The 16853-nt window shown below is 74.1% G+C and carries 17 protein-coding genes; 12 read left to right on the top strand and 5 right to left on the bottom strand.

The genetic code is table 11. From position 1 onward, the window contains the following. Positions 1 to 569 precede the first annotated feature (569 nt). The 10 genes from ACIQVZ_RS04815 to ACIQVZ_RS04770 all read left to right on the top strand — a co-directional run bounded on the left by ACIQVZ_RS04815 (position 570) and on the right by ACIQVZ_RS04770 (position 9322). Complete coding sequence (locus ACIQVZ_RS04815; protein WP_402447257.1) at positions 570 to 1541, top strand: urea transporter; 972 nt, start codon at positions 570 to 572, stop codon at positions 1539 to 1541. A gap of 90 nt (positions 1542 to 1631) precedes the next feature. Next, the gene (locus ACIQVZ_RS04810) at positions 1632 to 1937 is read left to right on the top strand and encodes an urease subunit gamma (RefSeq protein WP_063349823.1); all 306 of its coding nucleotides are present in this window, start codon (positions 1632 to 1634) and stop codon (positions 1935 to 1937) included. A gap of 3 nt (positions 1938 to 1940) precedes the next feature. Next, entirely contained in the window at positions 1941 to 2837 is an 897-nt protein-coding gene (locus ACIQVZ_RS04805) for a sirohydrochlorin chelatase (protein ID WP_402447256.1), read from the top strand. A 38-nt stretch (positions 2838 to 2875) separates the two neighbouring features. Further along, a complete protein-coding gene (locus ACIQVZ_RS04800; RefSeq protein WP_350887002.1) occupies positions 2876 to 3274 on the top strand; it encodes an urease subunit beta in 399 nt (132 codons plus the stop codon). Continuing rightward, a complete protein-coding gene (ureC, locus tag ACIQVZ_RS04795) occupies positions 3274 to 4998 on the top strand; it encodes an urease subunit alpha (RefSeq protein WP_350886999.1) in 1725 nt (574 codons plus the stop codon). The genes ACIQVZ_RS04800 and ureC overlap by 1 nt, the downstream gene beginning before the upstream one ends. After that, positions 4995 to 5732 (top strand): urease accessory protein UreF, encoded by a 738-nt coding sequence (locus ACIQVZ_RS04790; RefSeq protein WP_402447253.1) that lies wholly within the window; start codon positions 4995 to 4997, stop codon positions 5730 to 5732. The genes ureC and ACIQVZ_RS04790 overlap by 4 nt, the downstream gene beginning before the upstream one ends. A gap of 97 nt (positions 5733 to 5829) precedes the next feature. Continuing rightward, complete coding sequence (gene ureG, locus ACIQVZ_RS04785; RefSeq protein ID WP_063349828.1) at positions 5830 to 6450, top strand: urease accessory protein UreG; 621 nt, start codon at positions 5830 to 5832, stop codon at positions 6448 to 6450. After that, complete coding sequence (locus ACIQVZ_RS04780; protein WP_402447251.1) at positions 6447 to 7421, top strand: urease accessory protein UreD; 975 nt, start codon at positions 6447 to 6449, stop codon at positions 7419 to 7421. Before ureG ends, ACIQVZ_RS04780 begins: the two co-directional genes overlap by 4 nt. A gap of 296 nt (positions 7422 to 7717) precedes the next feature. Continuing rightward, complete coding sequence (locus ACIQVZ_RS04775) at positions 7718 to 8254, top strand: hypothetical protein (RefSeq protein WP_402447250.1); 537 nt, start codon at positions 7718 to 7720, stop codon at positions 8252 to 8254. Positions 8255 to 8416: 162 nt separating this feature from the next. Beyond that, positions 8417 to 9322, top strand: a complete 906-nt coding sequence (locus tag ACIQVZ_RS04770) for an SAM-dependent methyltransferase (protein ID WP_402447249.1) — start codon at positions 8417 to 8419, stop codon at positions 9320 to 9322. Between the two features lie 25 nt (positions 9323 to 9347). Here the strand turns inward: ACIQVZ_RS04770 and ACIQVZ_RS04765 are convergent, their stop codons facing one another. From ACIQVZ_RS04765 to ACIQVZ_RS04745, 5 genes are all read right to left on the bottom strand, one after another. After that, the gene (locus ACIQVZ_RS04765; RefSeq protein WP_350887037.1) at positions 9348 to 10505 is read right to left on the bottom strand and encodes an NAD(P)-dependent alcohol dehydrogenase; all 1158 of its coding nucleotides are present in this window, start codon (positions 10503 to 10505) and stop codon (positions 9348 to 9350) included. 27 nt (positions 10506 to 10532) lie between these two features. After that, positions 10533 to 11936: an aldehyde dehydrogenase family protein gene (locus ACIQVZ_RS04760; protein WP_402447247.1), complete on the bottom strand. Its 1404-nt coding sequence runs from the start codon at positions 11934 to 11936 to the stop codon at positions 10533 to 10535. Between the two features lie 8 nt (positions 11937 to 11944). After that, positions 11945 to 12700, bottom strand: a complete 756-nt coding sequence (locus ACIQVZ_RS04755) for a (5-formylfuran-3-yl)methyl phosphate synthase (protein WP_402447379.1) — start codon at positions 12698 to 12700, stop codon at positions 11945 to 11947. Positions 12701 to 12948: 248 nt separating this feature from the next. Beyond that, positions 12949 to 13413, bottom strand: coding sequence for a protein-tyrosine phosphatase family protein (locus ACIQVZ_RS04750; RefSeq protein ID WP_402447245.1), 465 nt, complete (start codon positions 13411 to 13413; stop codon positions 12949 to 12951). A gap of 13 nt (positions 13414 to 13426) precedes the next feature. Continuing rightward, positions 13427 to 14848 carry a LuxR C-terminal-related transcriptional regulator gene (locus tag ACIQVZ_RS04745; protein WP_402447243.1) on the bottom strand — a complete coding sequence of 474 codons (1422 nt, stop codon included), beginning with the start codon at positions 14846 to 14848 and terminating at the stop codon, positions 13427 to 13429. A 147-nt stretch (positions 14849 to 14995) separates the two neighbouring features. Between ACIQVZ_RS04745 and ACIQVZ_RS04740 the strand changes: the two genes are divergently transcribed. Beyond that, positions 14996 to 15925: an NADP-dependent oxidoreductase gene (locus tag ACIQVZ_RS04740; protein ID WP_402447242.1), complete on the top strand. Its 930-nt coding sequence runs from the start codon at positions 14996 to 14998 to the stop codon at positions 15923 to 15925. 105 nt (positions 15926 to 16030) lie between these two features. Continuing rightward, positions 16031 to 16819 carry an SDR family NAD(P)-dependent oxidoreductase gene (locus ACIQVZ_RS04735; RefSeq protein WP_402447240.1) on the top strand — a complete coding sequence of 263 codons (789 nt, stop codon included), beginning with the start codon at positions 16031 to 16033 and terminating at the stop codon, positions 16817 to 16819. Positions 16820 to 16853 lie beyond the last annotated feature (34 nt).

Raw genomic sequence — 16853 nt, 5'->3', positions numbered from 1 at the left:
GATAGCTTTCGCTAACTAACGATAGTCCGACCGTTCCGCCGCCGATAGCCCGCAGGCATCCCGGGGGCCGCCGCCGACCACCGACCGCGGGCGGCCGGTGGCCCCTCCCGCGCGGCCGGGGCCCGGCGGCCGGCCTCGTACGCACAGGCTCACGTCCCGGCGGCCCGGCCGCTTTCCGACGCGGCACATACACATTTCCGCCACATTCCCGCGGTGCTGCGCCGCCTTTTCGTGGCGCCGGATGTCCGAATTGCCTGACCGGGGTGGCTTCGTGTCGAATTCCTTGACATGACCACCTTCTCATTTTCGTCTGCGGCAAGTAAAACTTCGCAAAGAATAGCTCTCCGTAGGGGGGCGGTTGACCTGCGCAATCAACATATTGTTGCAGCTCAGAGGCATGATGATCACCCTTCGCCATACGGGTGTAACCGGTCGTGTCCGCGCCGACCGGCATTCCGCAGGAGTACGGTTCCGGAGGAATCGCCGGGCGTGCTCGCGAGTAAAGTCGAGCAGCCTTGCGGGACTATTCGCCATGCCGTGGAAAGACGTACCGGGAATTGGTGCGACGTATGGGTCAGAAAAAGGGTGAGCCGGGGGCCGCGGAGGCCGCCCGCCCGATATCCCTCAAGTTAGCCGTCGAAGTCCTGCGCGGCGTCGCGCAGGTGGACTTCATGCCGTCCGCCGTCTGCGGCCTGTTCTTCGTGGCCGCACTCTTCGCGGCCGGCTGGCGCTACGGCGTCTACGGCCTGCTCGGCAGCGCCGTCGGCACCGCCGTCGCGTACGGCCTGCGGCTGGCGCGCGACGCCGTCGAGGCCGGGTTGCACGGTTACAACGGCTGCCTGGTGGCGCTGGGGTGCGCGGTCTTCCTCGGCCCCGACCACCCCGCCACCGTCGCGGCGGCCGTCCTCGGCACCGTCGTCGCCGTGGTGGTCACCGCGGGCCTCGGCGCGGTGCTCGACACCTGGAAACTGCCCGCGCTCACCGCGCCGTTCTGCCTGGTCGCCACCGCGACGACGGCCGCGGCGCCCGGCTTCCGCCACCTGTGGCACGGCACCGGCGCCCCGACGGCCCTGGCCGGGCCGGCCGCCGGCCCGACCGGGCTGACCTGGGACCAGCTGTGGCACGGGTTCTTCGCCAACATCGGCCAGATCTTCTTCATGCCCCAGTGGTACGTCGGCCTGCTGTTCCTGGCCGGCATCTTCGCGGCCAGCCGCCCGGCCGGCCTGCTGGCCTGCGCGGGCAGCGCGACCGGGCTGCTCACCGCCTGGGCGCTCGGCGCGCCCGCCGACGCCGTCGGCCAGGGGCTGCTCGGGTACAGCGGGGTGCTCGTCGCGATGGCGCTGTGCGGCGTGTTCGTCGCCCCCGGCGGGTGGAGCGCGGCCTACGCCGTCCTCGGCGCGGCCGCCGCCACCGTCCTGACCCCGGCGCTGGCCGCCGCCACCGCGCCGTTCGGCGGCCACGCCTTCACCTGGCCGTTCGTCCTGACCACCATGCTGTTCCTGGCGGCGGTGCCGGCCATTCCCCGGCTACGCAGAGTCTGACCGGGTTTCGGTGGCCCGAATTCCCGTTCGTGACAGGCGTGTTCATTCGGAGTTCCTGCGGAGTTCCCTCGGAAAGGAAGAGTGATTCCCGTGAATCTCGCCCCGCGTGAGATGGACAAGCTGTACATCTACGTCGTGGCCGATCTGGCCCGCAAGCGCCGCGACCGCGGTGTGAAACTGAACTACAGCGAGGCCTGCGCGCTGATCAGCGAGGCGATCATGGAGGGCGCCCGGGACGGGCGCACCGTCGCCGAGTGCATGGAGATCGGCAAGCAGGTCGTCAGCGGCGAGGACGTCATGCCCGGCGTCCGCGAGATGCTGCCGCTGCTCCAGGTCGAGGCCGCGTTCCTGGACGGCACCAAGCTGGTCTCCTGCCACGACCCGGTGGGTGCCTGAGCCATGACCGTACGTCAGGCGGAAACGGCGGCCGGTCCGACTCCGGCCCCGACCTCGGCCCCGGCGCCCGCCGCCACGGTGGTGCTGGTCGGCGGGCACGAGAGCGACGGCGGCCGGGACCTGGCCGCCCTGGTGGAGCGCGAGCCCGCCGTCCACGCCGCGGCCGCCGCCGGCCGGGCGCTCGGCGAGGCCGTCCGCTCGGCGCTGGCCGCCACCGACGGCCCGGTGTGCGTCGTCCCGATGACGCTGGGCCGCGACCCGAAGCTGGTGGCCGACACCGCCCGGGCGCTGCGCTGGCTGGCAGCCGGGGAGGGGCGCGGACGGCTCGCCCTGACCGGGGCGTTCGGCGGCAAGGACCACCTCGTCGGCTGGCTGCGGGCCGCGGCCTCCGCCGCCCCCGGGCCCGACGGCGCCGTGCTGGTCACCGCCCCGGCGGCCGGCCCGTTCGAGGACGCGGACCTGTTCCGGATCGCCCGGCTGGTCCGCCAGTACGGCCACCACCGCTGGGTCGAGGTGGCCTTCGCGGGCGGCGACCCCGACCTCGCCGAGGGCGCCGAACGCTGCCGGCTGCTCGGCGCCCGCGAAGTGACGGCCGTACCGGCCTCGTTCGGACCGGCACTGCGCACCGACCTGCCCGGGGTGCGGGACGGCGGGCCGCTGCTGCGGCCGTCCGCGATCGCCGGCGTCGTCGCGGCCCGCACCGCGGCGGCCCTGCACCTGCTCGGCCACGGCGAGGACGGCATCCTGGCCGGCCTCGACGCCGAGCACGGGCATGGCTACGCGCACAGCCACGGCCCCGGCGGGGATCACTCGCACTCGCACGGCCACGGGCACTCGCACGGGCACGGCCACGGGCACGGTGCCGCCGACGGACACACCCACGGCCACGCACACCACTGAACCGAAAGAACCGAACCGACAGAGAGGAAGGGCCCGCCATGTCTGGTGGCGCCACGTACCTGTACGGCGACGACCCGGTGGAGATCAACGCCGGTCGCGCCCAGGTCACCATCACGGTCAGCAACACCGGCGACCGGGCGATCCAGGTCGGCTCGCACTACCACTTCTTCGAGGTCAACCGCGCCCTCGACTTCGACCGCAACGCCGCCTACGGCAAACACCTGGACATCCCGGCCGGCACCGCCGTCCGCTTCGAGCCGGGCGACACCAAGGACGTCACGCTCGCCGAGTTCGGCGGCCACGGCCGCCTGATCGGCTTCAGCAACCTCGTCGACGGCGGCATCAGGTCGGCCGACACCCGCGCCCGGGCGATCGACCGGGCGATCGCCCTCGGGTTCAAGGGCACCAACCTCGACCACAAGGAAGGCGACCGCTGATGGCCACGCTGTCCCGCAAGCAGTACACCGATCTCTTCGGGCCCACCGTCGGCGACCGCTTCCACCTCGCCGACACCAACCTCGTCGTCGAGATCGAGAAGGACTTCAACCAGGGCCACTACGGCGACGAGGCCGTCTACGGCGGCGGCAAGGGCATCCGCGACGGCATGGCCCAGGACCCGGCCGCCACCTCCGCCCAGGGCGCGCTGGACCTGGTGATCACCAACGTCGTCGTGATGGACGCCGTCCTCGGCGTGGTCAAGGGCGACATCGGCGTCAAGGACGGCTTCATCACCGCCGTCGGCAAGGCCGGCAACCCGCACACCCAGAGCGGCGTGCACCCCCAGCTGGTCATCGGCCCCGGCACCGAGGTGATCTCCGGCGAGCACCTGATCGCCACCGCCGGCGGCATCGACACCCACATCCACTTCATCGCCCCGCAGCAGGTGCAGGAGGCGCTGAGCAACGGCATCACCACCCTCATCGGCGGCGGCACCGGCCCCTCCGACGGCACCAACGGCACCACCTGCACCCCCGGCCCGTGGAACATCCACCGGATGTACCAGGCGGTCGAGGACCTCCCGGTCAACGTCGGACTCCTCGGCAAGGGCAACGGCTCGCTGCCCGGCGCCCTGCGCGAGCAGGTCGAGGCCGGCGTCTGCGGCCTCAAGGTGCACGAGGACTGGGGCAGCACCCCCGCCGCCATCGACAGCGCGCTCGGCGTCGCCGACGAGTACGACGTCCAGGTGGCCATCCACACGGACACCCTCAACGAGGGCGGCTTCTTCGAGGACACCCTCTCCGCCATCGACGGCCGCACCATCCACACCTTCCACACCGAGGGCGCGGGCGGCGGCCACGCCCCCGACATCATGCGGATCGCCGGCGAGCCCAACGTCCTGCCGTCCTCCACCAACCCCACGCTGCCCTACACCGTCAACTCGGTCGACGAGCTGCTGGACATGGTGATGGTCTGTCACCACCTCAGCCACGACATCCCCGAGGACGTCTCCTTCGCCGACTCCCGGGTCCGCGCCGAGACGATCGCCGCCGAGACCGTCCTGCACGACGAGGGCGTCATCTCGATCTTCTCCTCGGACTCGCAGGCGATGGGCCGGATCGGGGAGTCCTTCACCCGCGCCTTCCAGACCGCCCACCACTGCAAGGACCAGCGCGGCAAGCTCGACGGCGACACCGAGCGCAACGACAACTTCCGCGTCCTGCGCTACCTCGCCAAGCTCACCATCAACCCGGCCATCGCCTCCGGCACCGCCGACCACATCGGCTCGCTGGAGAGCGGCAAGCTCGCCGACATCGTGCTCTGGCCGATCAACTCCTTCGGCGCCAAGCCCAAGATGGTCATCAAGGGCGGCGTCATCAACTGGGCGCTGATGGGCGACCCGAACGCCTCGCTGCCCACCCCGCAGCCGGTCTACTACCGCCCGATGTACGGCGCGCTCGGCCGGGCCAAGCAGGCCACCCGGGTCTCCTTCATGTCGCAGGCCGCCATCGACCTCGGCGTCCCGGCCCGACTCGGGCTGGACAGCAGGGTCCTGCCCGTGCGGCGCTGCCGTTCGGTCGGCAAGCAGCACATGGTCCGCAACGACGCGCTGCCGAAGATCGCCGTCGACCCGGAGACCTACAAGGTCACCCTGGACGGCGAGCCGGCCACCATCGAGCCCGCGCGCGAACTCCCGCTCAACCACCTGTTCTACCTCGCGTGAGCGGCTCTCCCGGACCAGGTGCAGGACCCGGCTCCTCCGGGGCCGGGGGAGGCCTCGACGCCCTGCTGGTCAGCCTCCAGCTGACCGACTCCGCCTTCCCCAGCGGCTTCTACACCCTCTCGCACGGCCTGGAGGGCTACGCGCAGGCCAAGGCCGTCAGCTCGGACACCATGCCCGAGCTGCTCACCGACCTGCTGCGGCACTCGGTCGGCCCGGGCGACGCCACCGCGCTCGCCCTGGCCCACGGCGCCGCCCAGGCCGGCGACTGGGACCTGCTGGTCGAGGTGGACCAGCGGCTGCACGCCACCAAGCTCAACCGCGAGCTGCGCCTGGCCTCCACCCGGACCGGGCGCCAACTCCTGGACATCGCAAGGGAGTCGATCGGCGGCGAGCCGCTGGACCGGTACGCCGAACTGGTCGCCGCCAAGCAGGCACCCGGCTCCCAGCCGGTGGCCGCCGGAGTCGCCTACGCCTCCGCCGCCGTGCCCGTCGACCAGGCCGTCGCCAGCGACCTGTTCGCCTTCTGCACCAGCTTCGTCGGCGCCGCCCTGCGACTGCGGCTGACCGACCACCGCAAGGCGCAGGTGGTGCTGCGGGCCGCGGCGCCGGTGATCGAGGAGACCGTACGGGCCGCCCTCACCCGCGAGTTGGACGACCTGGGTGGGTGCGTGCCGGTCGCGGACGCGATGTCCGGACGGCACGAACGGGCCGAGGCCCGGCTGTTCGCCAGCTGAACCGCGTCCGGGAGGTGCGGGCGGGCACCGGAGTGCCGCAGCTCCCGTTCCTCCCGGACGCGGAACCAACGTCACACCGCATCAGAAGGAGACAGCAATGACCGAGAACGTGCTCCGCGTGGGCATCGGCGGGCCGGTCGGCTCCGGCAAGACGGCGCTCATCGAGGCCCTCGTCCCGGTGCTGATCGCCAACGGCCACCGCCCGGCGGTCATCACCAACGACATCTACACCCAGGAGGACGCGCAGCACGTGCGTCGCACCCTGGCCGGCGTCCTCGACCCCGAGCGGGTCGTCGGCGTCGAGACCGGCGCCTGCCCGCACACCGCCGTCCGGGACGACCCGACGATGAACCTCGCGGCCGGCGCCGAGATGTTGGAGCGCTTCCCCGACGTCGACACCCTGCTGTTCGAGTCCGGCGGCGACAACCTCACGCTGACCTTCAGCCCCGTCCTGGTGGACCTCTTCCTCTTCGTCCTGGACACCGCCGAGGGCGAGAAGATGCCCCGCAAGCGCGGCCCGGGCATCACCGAGTCGGACCTGCTGGTCATCAACAAGATCGACATCGCCCAGTACGTCCGCGCGGACCTCGGCATCATGGAGTCCGACGCCCACCGCGTCCGCGAGGGCGGGCCGGTCGTGCTCACCAACTGCCTCACCGGGCACGGGCTGGACGAGATCGCCACCTTCCTGGAGACCTTCCGCAAGGTCCCGGCATGACCGTCACGGTGGCCGCGGGGGAAGCGGCCGCGGGACAGGCCGCCGTGCCCCGGCTCGATCCGCGGCACTACGAGCCGGCCCGCGTCCCGTACGCCGTCCGCCGGTACGCCGGGACGCCCGACACCCTGGGTGTCGGGCGCCCCGGCAAGGTCGGCCTGCTGGAGCTGGCCTTCGAGCGGATCGGCGAACGCACCGAACTCACCGGCCACTACCAGAAGTCGCCGCTGCAGATCATGCGCCCGCTCTACTTCGACCCGGCCCGCCCGGACCTCGCCGTCACCTTCCTGATGTCCACCGGCGGCGGCATCCTCCAGGCCGACCGGCTCCGCACCGACCTGCGCTGCGGCGCCGACACCGCGACCCACCTCACCACCCAGGCGGCCACCAAGGTCTACCGGATGGAGTTCGACTACGCGACGCAGCTGGTCAACCTGGACGCCGGCCCCCGCGCCTACGTCGAGTACCTGCCCGAGCCCGTCATCCCCTTCGTCGACTCCCGGCTCTACCAGCGCACCGTCCTCACCGTCGACCCCACCGCCACCGTGCTGGCCGGCGAGACCGTCCTCGCCGGCCGCCTCGCCCGGGGCGAGCGCAACGCCTACCAGGTGTTCGCCTCCGACCTCGAAGTGCGGCGCCCCGACGGCCAGTTGATCGCCCTCGACACCGTCCGGCTGGAGCCGCCGGAGTCCGGCGTGACCGGCCCGGCGGTCCTGGCCGGCCACGACGTGATGGCCAGCCTCTACGTCGTCACGCCGCTCGCCCCCGCCGCGCAGGTCGCCGACACCCTGTACGAGGCCCTGGCCGGCAGCGGCCTGCTCCACGGCGTCAGCGTCCTTCCGCACGACAGCGGCGCCTGGCTCCGCCTGCTCGGCTCCGACACCCGCGCCTGCGCCGCCGCCCAGCGCACCGCCTGGGACGCCGTCCGCCGGCTCCTCATCGGCGCTCCGGCTCCGGCCCTGCGCAAGACCTGACCCCGCTCCGTACGTCCCCGTACGTCCCCGCATCTCCCCGAAGCGCTCCGGCGCCTCGGGGAGGGGGCGCGAGCGGGCGAGGGCGGCCCCGGATGCAGCCGGACCGGCCCGGTCGCAGCATGGAACCGGAGGTTCCCATGCACCGACCCACGTTCGGACCTTCCCCGCCCGACCCCGCGTCCGGCAGCCCGGCATCCGGCCGGGCAGCCGATCCCGCCCCCGGCCCCGCCCCTGGTCCGGGGCCGGGACGCCGGGGCCGGGGCGGTCTGCGGTCCGGCTCGGTCTTCCTCTCGTTCGTGCCGTGGATCGTCTTCGACGTCATCGCCGGGCCGAGCACCTGGAAGCTGGCGGCCCTGACGGCGCTGGTCGCCGCGCTCGTCGTCGCCGTACCGGACGCGCGCCACCACGCGCCCAAGGTGCTCACCATCGTCGGCGTGGTCTTCTTCGCCGTGCTCTGCGTGCTGGGCCTGGTGCTCGACCGGCACAGCCTGATCTGGCTGGAGACCTACGCGCAGGTGCTGTCCAGCGGAGTGCTCGCGGTGGTGGCCCTGGGGTCGCTGGCGTTCACCCCGTTCACCGAGCAGTACGCCCGGGAGTCGACGCCGCCGGAGGTCTGGGGCACGCCGCGGTTCCAGCGCACCAACCGGTTGCTGACCGCGCTCTGGGGCACGGTCTTCCTGGTCACCGCGCTCCTGGGGCTGGCGGCCCCGCACGCCGGCTCGGCGAAGGACTGGCTGACCTGGGTCATCCCGGTGATCCTGCTGGTGCTGGTGTTCCGGATCACCCGCTGGTACCCCGAGCACGTGCGCGAACAGGCCCGGCGCGGTCGGTGAGCAGCACACCCGGGGGGCGTCCGGGCGCTGCGACGGCGGGATTCACCCGGTCGGGTGGATCCGGCGGGACCTCTCCCGGGCGGGCGAGGAGCGGCTGGATAGTGAGGAGGCAGTCGCATTCCTCGCTGTTCGCGTTCTCAACTCGCTTCAAGGGGAGGACACATGGTCGGTACGGCGCACCGGAGCACCGGTGTGGAGGGGGTGGAGGGCGGTGTCGGTCTGACGGCCCTCCTGGTCGCCGCGGCACGCGCGATCGAGACCCACCGGCACGACACCCTGGCGCAGGACGTCTACGCGGAGCACTTCGTGCTCGCCGCACCGGCGTGCGCGGGCTGGCCGGTCCGGATGCACCAGGTGCCGGACGGGGACGCGAACCCGCTGTGGGGGCGGTTCGCGCGCTACTTCGGTCTGCGGACGAGGGTCCTCGACGACTTCCTGCTCCGGTCGGCGCACTCGGGCGCCCGCCAAGTGGTCCTGCTCGGCGCCGGTTTGGACACACGGGCGTTCCGGCTCGACTGGCCTCCCGGCTGCACGGTCTTCGAAGTCGACCGGGAGGGCGTGCTGGCCTTCAAGCACGGGGTGCTCGGCGGGCTGTCGGCCTCCCCGAAGGCGGCGCGCGTACCGGTCGTCGCCGATCTGTGCGCCGACTGGGCCGCGGCGCTGGCCGAGGCCGGCTTCGACGCGGCCGTACCGAGCGTCTGGCTGGCGGAGGGGTTGCTGTTCTACCTGCCCAGCGGTGTCGAGGCGCGACTCATCGACACGGTCGGCCGGTTGAGCGCGGGCGGCAGTGCCGTGGCGTACGAGGTCAAGCTGGAGAAGAGCCTGCTGGAGTACCGCGAGAGCCCGCTCTACACCTCGACGAAGCACCAGATCGGCATCGACCTGCTCGACCTGTTCGACGCAGAGCCGCGGCCCGACTCCGCGGGCGCCCTGGCCGGCAAGGGCTGGATCACCTCGGTCCACACCCCCTTCGACTTCACCCACCAGCACGGACGCGGCCCCCTGCCCGAGCCGAACGACGCGCTGGAGGGCAACCGCTGGGTGTTCGCGCACAAGCCCCGGGTGTAGGCGCGGGGAGGGCGGAGCGCCTCGTTCAGCGGGCGCTCCGCTCCGGGACCAGGACGGGTTTGACCACCCGGCCCGCTTCGCAGTCGCGTTCGGCCTCGTTGACGGCGGCGAGCGGGTACCGGCGGATCAGCTGGTCGAAGGGGAACCGCCCGGCCTGCCACAGCCCGGTCAGCCGGGGGATCAGCAGCGCCGGCACCGCGTCCCCCTCGCAGATGTGGGAGATCCGCCGGCCCCGGTCCAGTGTCCCCGGATCGAGCGACAGCGCGGTGCGGAGCCGGGCCACCAGCCCGAGGTGGCCGGTCGGGCGCAGGGCCCGGAGCGCCTCGTTGATCAGCGGGGCGGAGGCCGTGGTGTCCAGCGCGTACTGGGCGCCGCCGTCGGTCAGCCGCTGGATCCGCTCGGCCAGGCCGGGCCGGGAGGCCAGGTCGGGTCCGGAGACAAGGCCGGGCCCGGAGGCGTGGTCGGCTGGTCCGGCGCGCAGCGGGATCGCGCCGAACCGCTCGGCGAGGTCGAGCCGTTCGGGGTACCGGTCGACGGCCACGGTCACCGCCCCGGCGGCCGTGGCCGCCATCACCGCGGCCAGGCCCACCGCCCCCGCGCCGAGGACCACGACGGTGTCGCCGGGGCCGGCGCCGAAGGAGTTGAACACCGCCCCGGCACCGGTCAGGAAGCCGCAGCCGAGCGGCCCGAGCAGGTCGACGGGCAGCGAGCGGTCGACCCGGACGGCGTTGCGCGCCGGGACCATCGCGTACTCGGCGAACGAGGACTGGCCGAACCACCGGGGGGCCAGCTCGCCCCCGGCCGCGTCGGTGAACCGCGCCGCGTCCTCCTCGCGCCCGCCGAAGAGGTTGAGCGCGGCGAAGGAGTCGCAGTAGGCGGGGGCCGCGCCCAGGCAGTTCCGGCAGTGTCCGCACGAGTCGAAGCTCAGCACGACGTGGTCGCCGACGCTCAGCCCGGTGTGCGGGCCGCCGGTCTCCACGACGACCCCGGCCCCTTCGTGCCCGAGCACCGCCGGCAGCGGCGAGCGGCCCGCCGAACGCCGGACCGCGAGGTCGGTGCGGCACATCCCGCAGCCCGCGATCCGCACCAGGACCTCGCCGTCGGCCGGCCCCCCGTTCAGGACCACCTCCTCGACGGCGAACCCGCCCTCGTACGAGCGCAGTACCGCCGCGTCGAACCTCATCGCCACCGTCACGCCTCCTCCGGATCGTCAGGCCTCCTCGGGCCGGTGCACGACGAACGGCCTGAGGTTCCCGTAGAACCCCCACGGCCCGCCCGCGACGCCGACACCGCTCTCCTTGATGCCCGCGAAGGGCTGGGCGAGGGACAGTTCGGCGTGGTGGTTGATCCACGCCGTCCCGCACTCCAGCCGGTCGGCCACCGCCTCGGCCCGGTCGAGGTCCGTCCCCCACACCGAGCCGCCCAACCCGAAGCCGGTGTCGTTGGCCGCCTCGACGGCCTCGTCGACGCTCCGGTACGGCAGCACCGGCAGGACCGGGCCGAACTGCTCCTCCGTCACCACCGGACTGCCGGCGGGGACGTCGGCCAGGACCGTCGGGGCGAAGAAGTAGCCCGGCCGGTCCAGCCGGTGGCCACCGGCCGCGGCCCGGGCGCCGTCCGCCAGGGCCCGGTCCGTGTAGCGCTCGACCCTGGCCAGCTGGGGGGCGTTGTTGACCGGCCCCAGCTGGGTGCCCGGGTCGAGTCCGGCGCCGACGACGACGCTCCTCGCCCGCTCCGCGAGGGCCTCGACCACGTGGGAGTGGAGCCGGGCCGGGGCGTAGACGCGCTTGACCGCCATGCAGACCTGCCCGCAGTTGCGGAACGCCGCCCAGAACAGCCGGTCCGCGATCCGGTCCACGTCCACGTCGTCCAGCAGGACGGCGGCGTCGTTGCCGCCCAGTTCCAGGGTGACCCGGGCGAGCGAGGCGGCCGCGCCCGCCGCGACGGCCCGTCCGGTGGGGACCGAGCCGGTGAAGGTCACGTGGCGGATCCCCGGGTGGGAGGCGAGCCGGGCGCCGAGGGGTTCGCGGCCGGTGACGATCGTCAGGACGCCCTCGGGGAGGGCGGCGGCGAGGACGGACCCCAGCAGCCGGGTGGCGAGGGGGGTGAACGGGGAGGGCTTGAGCACCATCGTGTTGCCCGCGGCGAGCGCGGGAGCGAACTTCGCCGCCGCGAGCTGGAGCGGGAAGTTCCACGGGACGATCGCGGCGACCGGCCCCAGCGGCCGCCAGCGGATCTCGCTGCGCACCGGACGGCCGTCCGCGATCGGCTGGGGCCCGGGGGCCAGGGCGGCGAAGTAGCGCAGCCGGGCCGCCGTCCGGGCGACCTCCGCGGCCGACTCGGCCACGGGTTTGCCCTGTTCCCGGGTGAGCAGCGGGGCGAGGTCGGCTCCGGCCGCCTCCACGGCGTCGGCTGCCGCGCGCAACGCGGCGGCGCGGGCGGCGGGGTCGGCCCGCCAGCCGCGCCAGGCCTCGTGGGCCCGGCCGACGACGGCGTCCAGCGTGTCCGGCTGCTGGTCGGGGGCCTCGGCGAAGGCCTCGCCCGTCGCCGGGTCGACGACGGCGAAGCACCCGCCGTCGGGCCCGGGCGGGCGGCCGGGCCGGCTCGTCGGCATGCCGGCGGTCAACTCGCGGCGGTGACGACGGCCGCGTGCTCCCGGGCGTGCCGGTCCATCTCCGCCCGGAAGTCGGCCACCAACTGCGGCCGGATCCTTCCGGCGGTACGGTCGCCACCCTCGCAGACGGCCCCGCGCACTCCCACGATGTCGGTGCCGATGCGGGTCAGCGTGCCGAGGTCCGCCGCCCTGACGCTGCCCGCGAGCGCGGCGAGCAGGTCGGCTTCGTGGGCCAGCCGGACGAACTCCGCGCAGACCTCGGGCGGAACGTGGTCGAACAGCCTGGTCCCGTCCTTGATCGCGGTGTCGAGCATGGCCGCGTCGGAGCCGGAGCGGCGGGCGATGTCGGGCAGCGCGAGCGGGTTGACGCAGCCGATCCGGTGGGCGTCGGCGTAGCCCGAGGCGACGACGAACGCGTCCGGCCGGTAGTCCTTCACGGCCCGGACGACCCCTCGCATGACGTCGACGGCCTGTTCGGGCGTCGTGCACCCGTAGAGGCCGACCTTGATGTACGTGGCGCCGGAGACGGCCGCACCGAGCGCGGCCTGGGCCACCGTGCCGGGCTTGTACGGGACGTCCCCCACGGTGGCGGAGAGCGGCTTGTCCGCCGGGACGGCCTCGCGGATCTCCCTGATGACCCACGGGAAGTTCGCGCCGAGCGAGCCCTCGTCCGGCTTCTTGACGTCGACGATGTCGAGGTGCTCCGCCGCCTTCGCACAGTCGAGGGCCTCCTCGACGCTGTCCGGGGAGATGAGCAGCAACAACGTGGGCTCCTTCCACCGCAGGTCCACCGGCCGGGGGCAGGTGTGCGGGGTCGTCTGGATCACGTGCGGTCCGCTCATCATTCCTTCGGCCCGTGGCCCCCGGTAGGGCGCGCGGAGCCCGAACGGATCACTCCCGTGGCGCGATCACCCCCCGGCGCGCCGGACACGCCAGTTCGAACCCGTCGCACCCGGGCGCGGTCGTGCCGCCGGGGCCGGGATGCCTGCTCCTGGCCGCCCGGGACGGCCGTTCAGGCCCACCGCTCCACGAAGCGCCGCTGCCAGGGCGTCTCCACGGCATGCCGGTCGTAGTGCTCCCGGACGTACGCGACGGCCTCGGCGGCCGGGACGCCGTCCAGGATCGCGACGCAGGCGAGGGCGGTGCCGGTGCGGCCGCGGCCGCCGGCGCAGGCGAGTTCGACGCGTTCGGTCGCCGACCGCCGCCAGACCTCGCGGAAGGCGTCGGCCGCGTCCGCCCGGTCGGCGGGGAGCCGGAAGTCGGGCCAGTGCACCCAACGGCCCTCCCACGGGAACGGCTTGGGCGGGCGGCCCAGCAGGTAGAGCCCGAAGGAGGGGTGGGGGCCGGGCGGCAGCGGGCGGCTGAGGCCGCGCCCGCGCAGCAGCCGGCCGGAGGGCAGGCGCAGCACGCCGGGGGCGGTCGGGTCCCAGGGCGCGGTCGGCCCGGTCGGCCCGGGGGTTTCGGGGGTTTCGGCCATCTCGCCGTTCTCCTCAGGACGCCACGTGCAGGGCCGGGGTGCCCGGCATCCCGGCCCGGTGGGCCAGGGCCGCCGCCTCGCCGCGCGAGGAGACGCCGAGCTTGGCCAGGATGTTGGCGACGTGGAACTTCACCGTCGACTCGCTGATGTGCAGCGCCGCGGCGATGTCCCGGTTGCGCCGACCCTGGGCCAGCTGGTCGAGCACCTCCAGCTCGCGCGGCTGGAGGCCGTCCAACGGGTCGGTGGTGCGCGGTTGTTCGGGCAGGACGAGCGGCAGGTCGACGCTCACCGTGGTGCCCCAGCCGGGGACGGCCTCGATGGCGCAGCGCCCGCCGAGGGCGGCGATCCGGTCGGCGGTGCGGTGGACGGCCAGCGCGTCGGCGGCCAGCAGACCGGGGCCGTCGTCCCGGACCACGGCCCGCAGCGTGTCACCGCTGAACCGCCAGCTCACGTGCAGCCTGGTCACGGCGTCCTGCTCCAGCATCACGAGGACGGCCGCCCGGACGGCGTCCCGGGCGGCGTGCGCGGTGTCCGCCGGAACGGACCGGCCGGCCTCCGCCGGCGGTGCGACGTCCAGCCGCACCCGGGTGTGCCGCAGCAGCGGGCGCAACTGCTGGTCGAGCCGGGCGAACGCGGCGTCGGCGGGCTCCTCGCTGAGCGCCCGGTCCAGGTCGGCGCCCCGGCGCAGGTCGAGCAGCGCCGTCACGGCCAGCTCGGTGGCGGCGCGGCGCGCGGTGGCGTCGTCCAGCGCGGCGGAGCGCAGCGGCGCGAGGACCGCGGTGAGCGCGGCGCCGTGGGAGCCGGTGAACTCGGCGATCGCCCGGGCCCGGGCGTTGGCCGAGGCCCGGGAGGCCACCGCGTGGGTGGGGCCGGCGTCGGTGGCGCGGTGGTGCGAGTGGGTGGTGACCAAGTCCCACAGCTGCTGGAGGACGGCGAGTGCCCCGGCCGCCACCGGGTCGGCGCCGCCGTCCCGGACCAGCACCAGCACCGCGGTGGTGGCGCCCGCCGCCGACGCCGTGACCACCACGACGGACCTCGCCCGCCCGGCCAACCGCGCCTCGCCCTGCCAGGCCCGGCCGTCGGCCGTCGCCGCCGTGGTCGTCTCGGCCAGCTTGGCGAGCTCCAGGCCGCTGACGGCGGCGGTCAGCTCGGGCGGGCCGAAGGCGAGCGTGGGGGAGTAGGTGCAGACGCCGCTGAGCTGGGCGATCGCCACGTGCGGGACGAGGGTGGCAACCACCGCGGAGAGCCGGTCCATCAGGTGCGGCCGGGGGGTGCGCAGCACCTCGACGGCCCGCGCCAGCGCCTCCTCGGGGCGGCCCCAGTGCTGCCGCCACCGCTTGTCCGCGGCCCCGTCCGCGCTGCCCCCGTCCCTGCCGTCCACGTCCTCGCCCGTCTCGTCGCGCACGCCCTTGTCGGCGCCGATGCCGTCGCCCATGCCGGCCAGCCTAGCCCGGGGGCCGCGGCAGCGGCCTGGCCGTTCGGACAGGTGGAACCATCCGAAAGACGGGCCTGGCGACCACCCCGGACGATCCAGGATGGAGCCGTCGGAAGAAACAACTCACCGAAACCGCAAGGACATTCCATGACCAAGGCGATCGCCTTCTCCGAGTACGGCGGCGTGGACGTGCTGCGCCCGACCGACGTCGAGCTGCCCGCCCCGGGCCTCGGCCAGGTGCGGGTCGCCGTCCGCACGGTGGGCGTCAACCCGCTGGACCACAAGGTGCGCAGCGGCTCGATGGTGGCGGCCTTCCCGGTCTCCTTCCCGCACGTCGGCGGCTACGAGCTGGCCGGTGTGGTGGAGGCCGTCGGCCCGGACGTGACCGCGTGGGCGCCCGGCGACGAGGTGTTCGGCGCCGTCATGGGCGGCGCGTACGCCGAGCAGGCGCTCGTCGACGCCGACCTGCTGGCCCGCAAGCCCGCCTCGCTGAGCTGGGAGGAGGCTGCGGCGATCCCGGTGGCGGCCGAGACCGCCGAGCGGGTGCTCGGCGTCCTGGGCGTGCGGGCCGGCGAGACGCTGCTGGTGCACGGCGCGGCCGGCGGGGTCGGCACCCTGCTGCTGCAACTGGCCCGGGCACGCGGGATCACCGTGGTCGGCACCGCCGGCGAGGCCAACCACGGCTACCTGCGCGAGCTGGGCGCGATCCCGGTGGCCTACGGCGACGGCCTGGCGGAGCGGGTGCGGGCCGCCGCGCCGGGCGGGGTGGACCGGGCGCTGGACGCGGCGGGCAAGGGCGGGGTGCTGCCGCTCTCCATCGAGCTGACCGGCTCCGCGGACCGGGTGGTGACGATCGTCGACTTCGCCGGCTCCGCCGAGTACGGCGTCCGCTTCAGCGGTGGGGCGGAGGGCGTCGAGCCCTACCACCAGCGCGCCTACGCCGCCGTGCTGGCGCTGCACGAGGAGGGCACCCTGCGGCTGCCGCTGCACCAGGTGCTGCCGTTGGCGGAGGCGGCCGAGGCGCACCGGCTCAGCGAGTACGGCCACCTGCGCGGCAAGATCGTGCTCACGGTCTGAGGCCAGGAGCGCCGGGGCCGTCGATGTCCGGCGGCCGGCCCGGCGCATTGATCAACTGATCGATGCGCCGGGCCTCCTGACGTGGAATCGGTAGAGTCCGGTGGCATGGTGACTGAGAGCACATCAGGGGGGTCGGCGGGCCGCCTGGCCGGGCGGTCCTGCGTGGTGACGGGCGCGGCCAACGGCATCGGCCGGGCCGTCGCCGAACGCTTCGTGCGCGAGGGCGCGTCGGTGGTCGGCACCGACATCGACGTCGAGGGGCTGCGCCGGCTGGCCGACCGGTTCCCGCACGCCGTCAGCACGGTGGTCGGCGACGTGGCCAGTGACGAGGACGCCCGCCGGATGGTCGACGCCGCCGTCGAACGGCACGGCCGCCTCGACGTCCTGGTGGCCAACGCCGGGGTGATCCCGCTCATGGAGGTCACCGAGGCCACCGCCGAGGAGTGGGATCAGGTCATGGCCGTCGACGGCCGCGGCATGTTCCTCACCTGCAAGTACGGCATCCAGGCGATGGCCGCCCAGGAGTGGCCCGGTGGGGCGATCGTCTGCGTCTCCTCCATCTCCGGCGAGGCCGGCCAGCGCGGCCAGGCGGTCTACGGGCCCGCCAAGTTCGTCGCCTCCGGCCTCACCCGGCACCTCGCCGTCGAATGGGCCGACCGCGGCATCCGGATCAACGCCGTCGCCCCCGGCACCATCGCCACCGACCGCGTCGCCCGCCTGTACGACGAACCCGGCGGGACGGAGTACCTCGCCGCGATCGAGAAGCGCCACCCCATGGGCCGCCTCGGGGCCCCGGCGGAGGTCGCGGCGGCCGTCCTGTTCCTCGCCTCCGACGACGCCTCCTTCATCACCGGCGCGGTGCTGCCCGTCGACGGCGGCTACCTCGCGCAGTAGCCGTCGGCCCCGGAGTTTCCGACAAGGGTGTCGG

Origin of the sequence: Kitasatospora sp. NPDC098663 (genome assembly GCF_044760075.1) — a bacterium.
Lineage (GTDB): Bacteria > Actinomycetota > Actinomycetes > Streptomycetales > Streptomycetaceae > Kitasatospora.
Note: the sequence above shows the minus strand (reverse complement) of the source record. Positions and strands in the feature narration are given on the sequence as shown.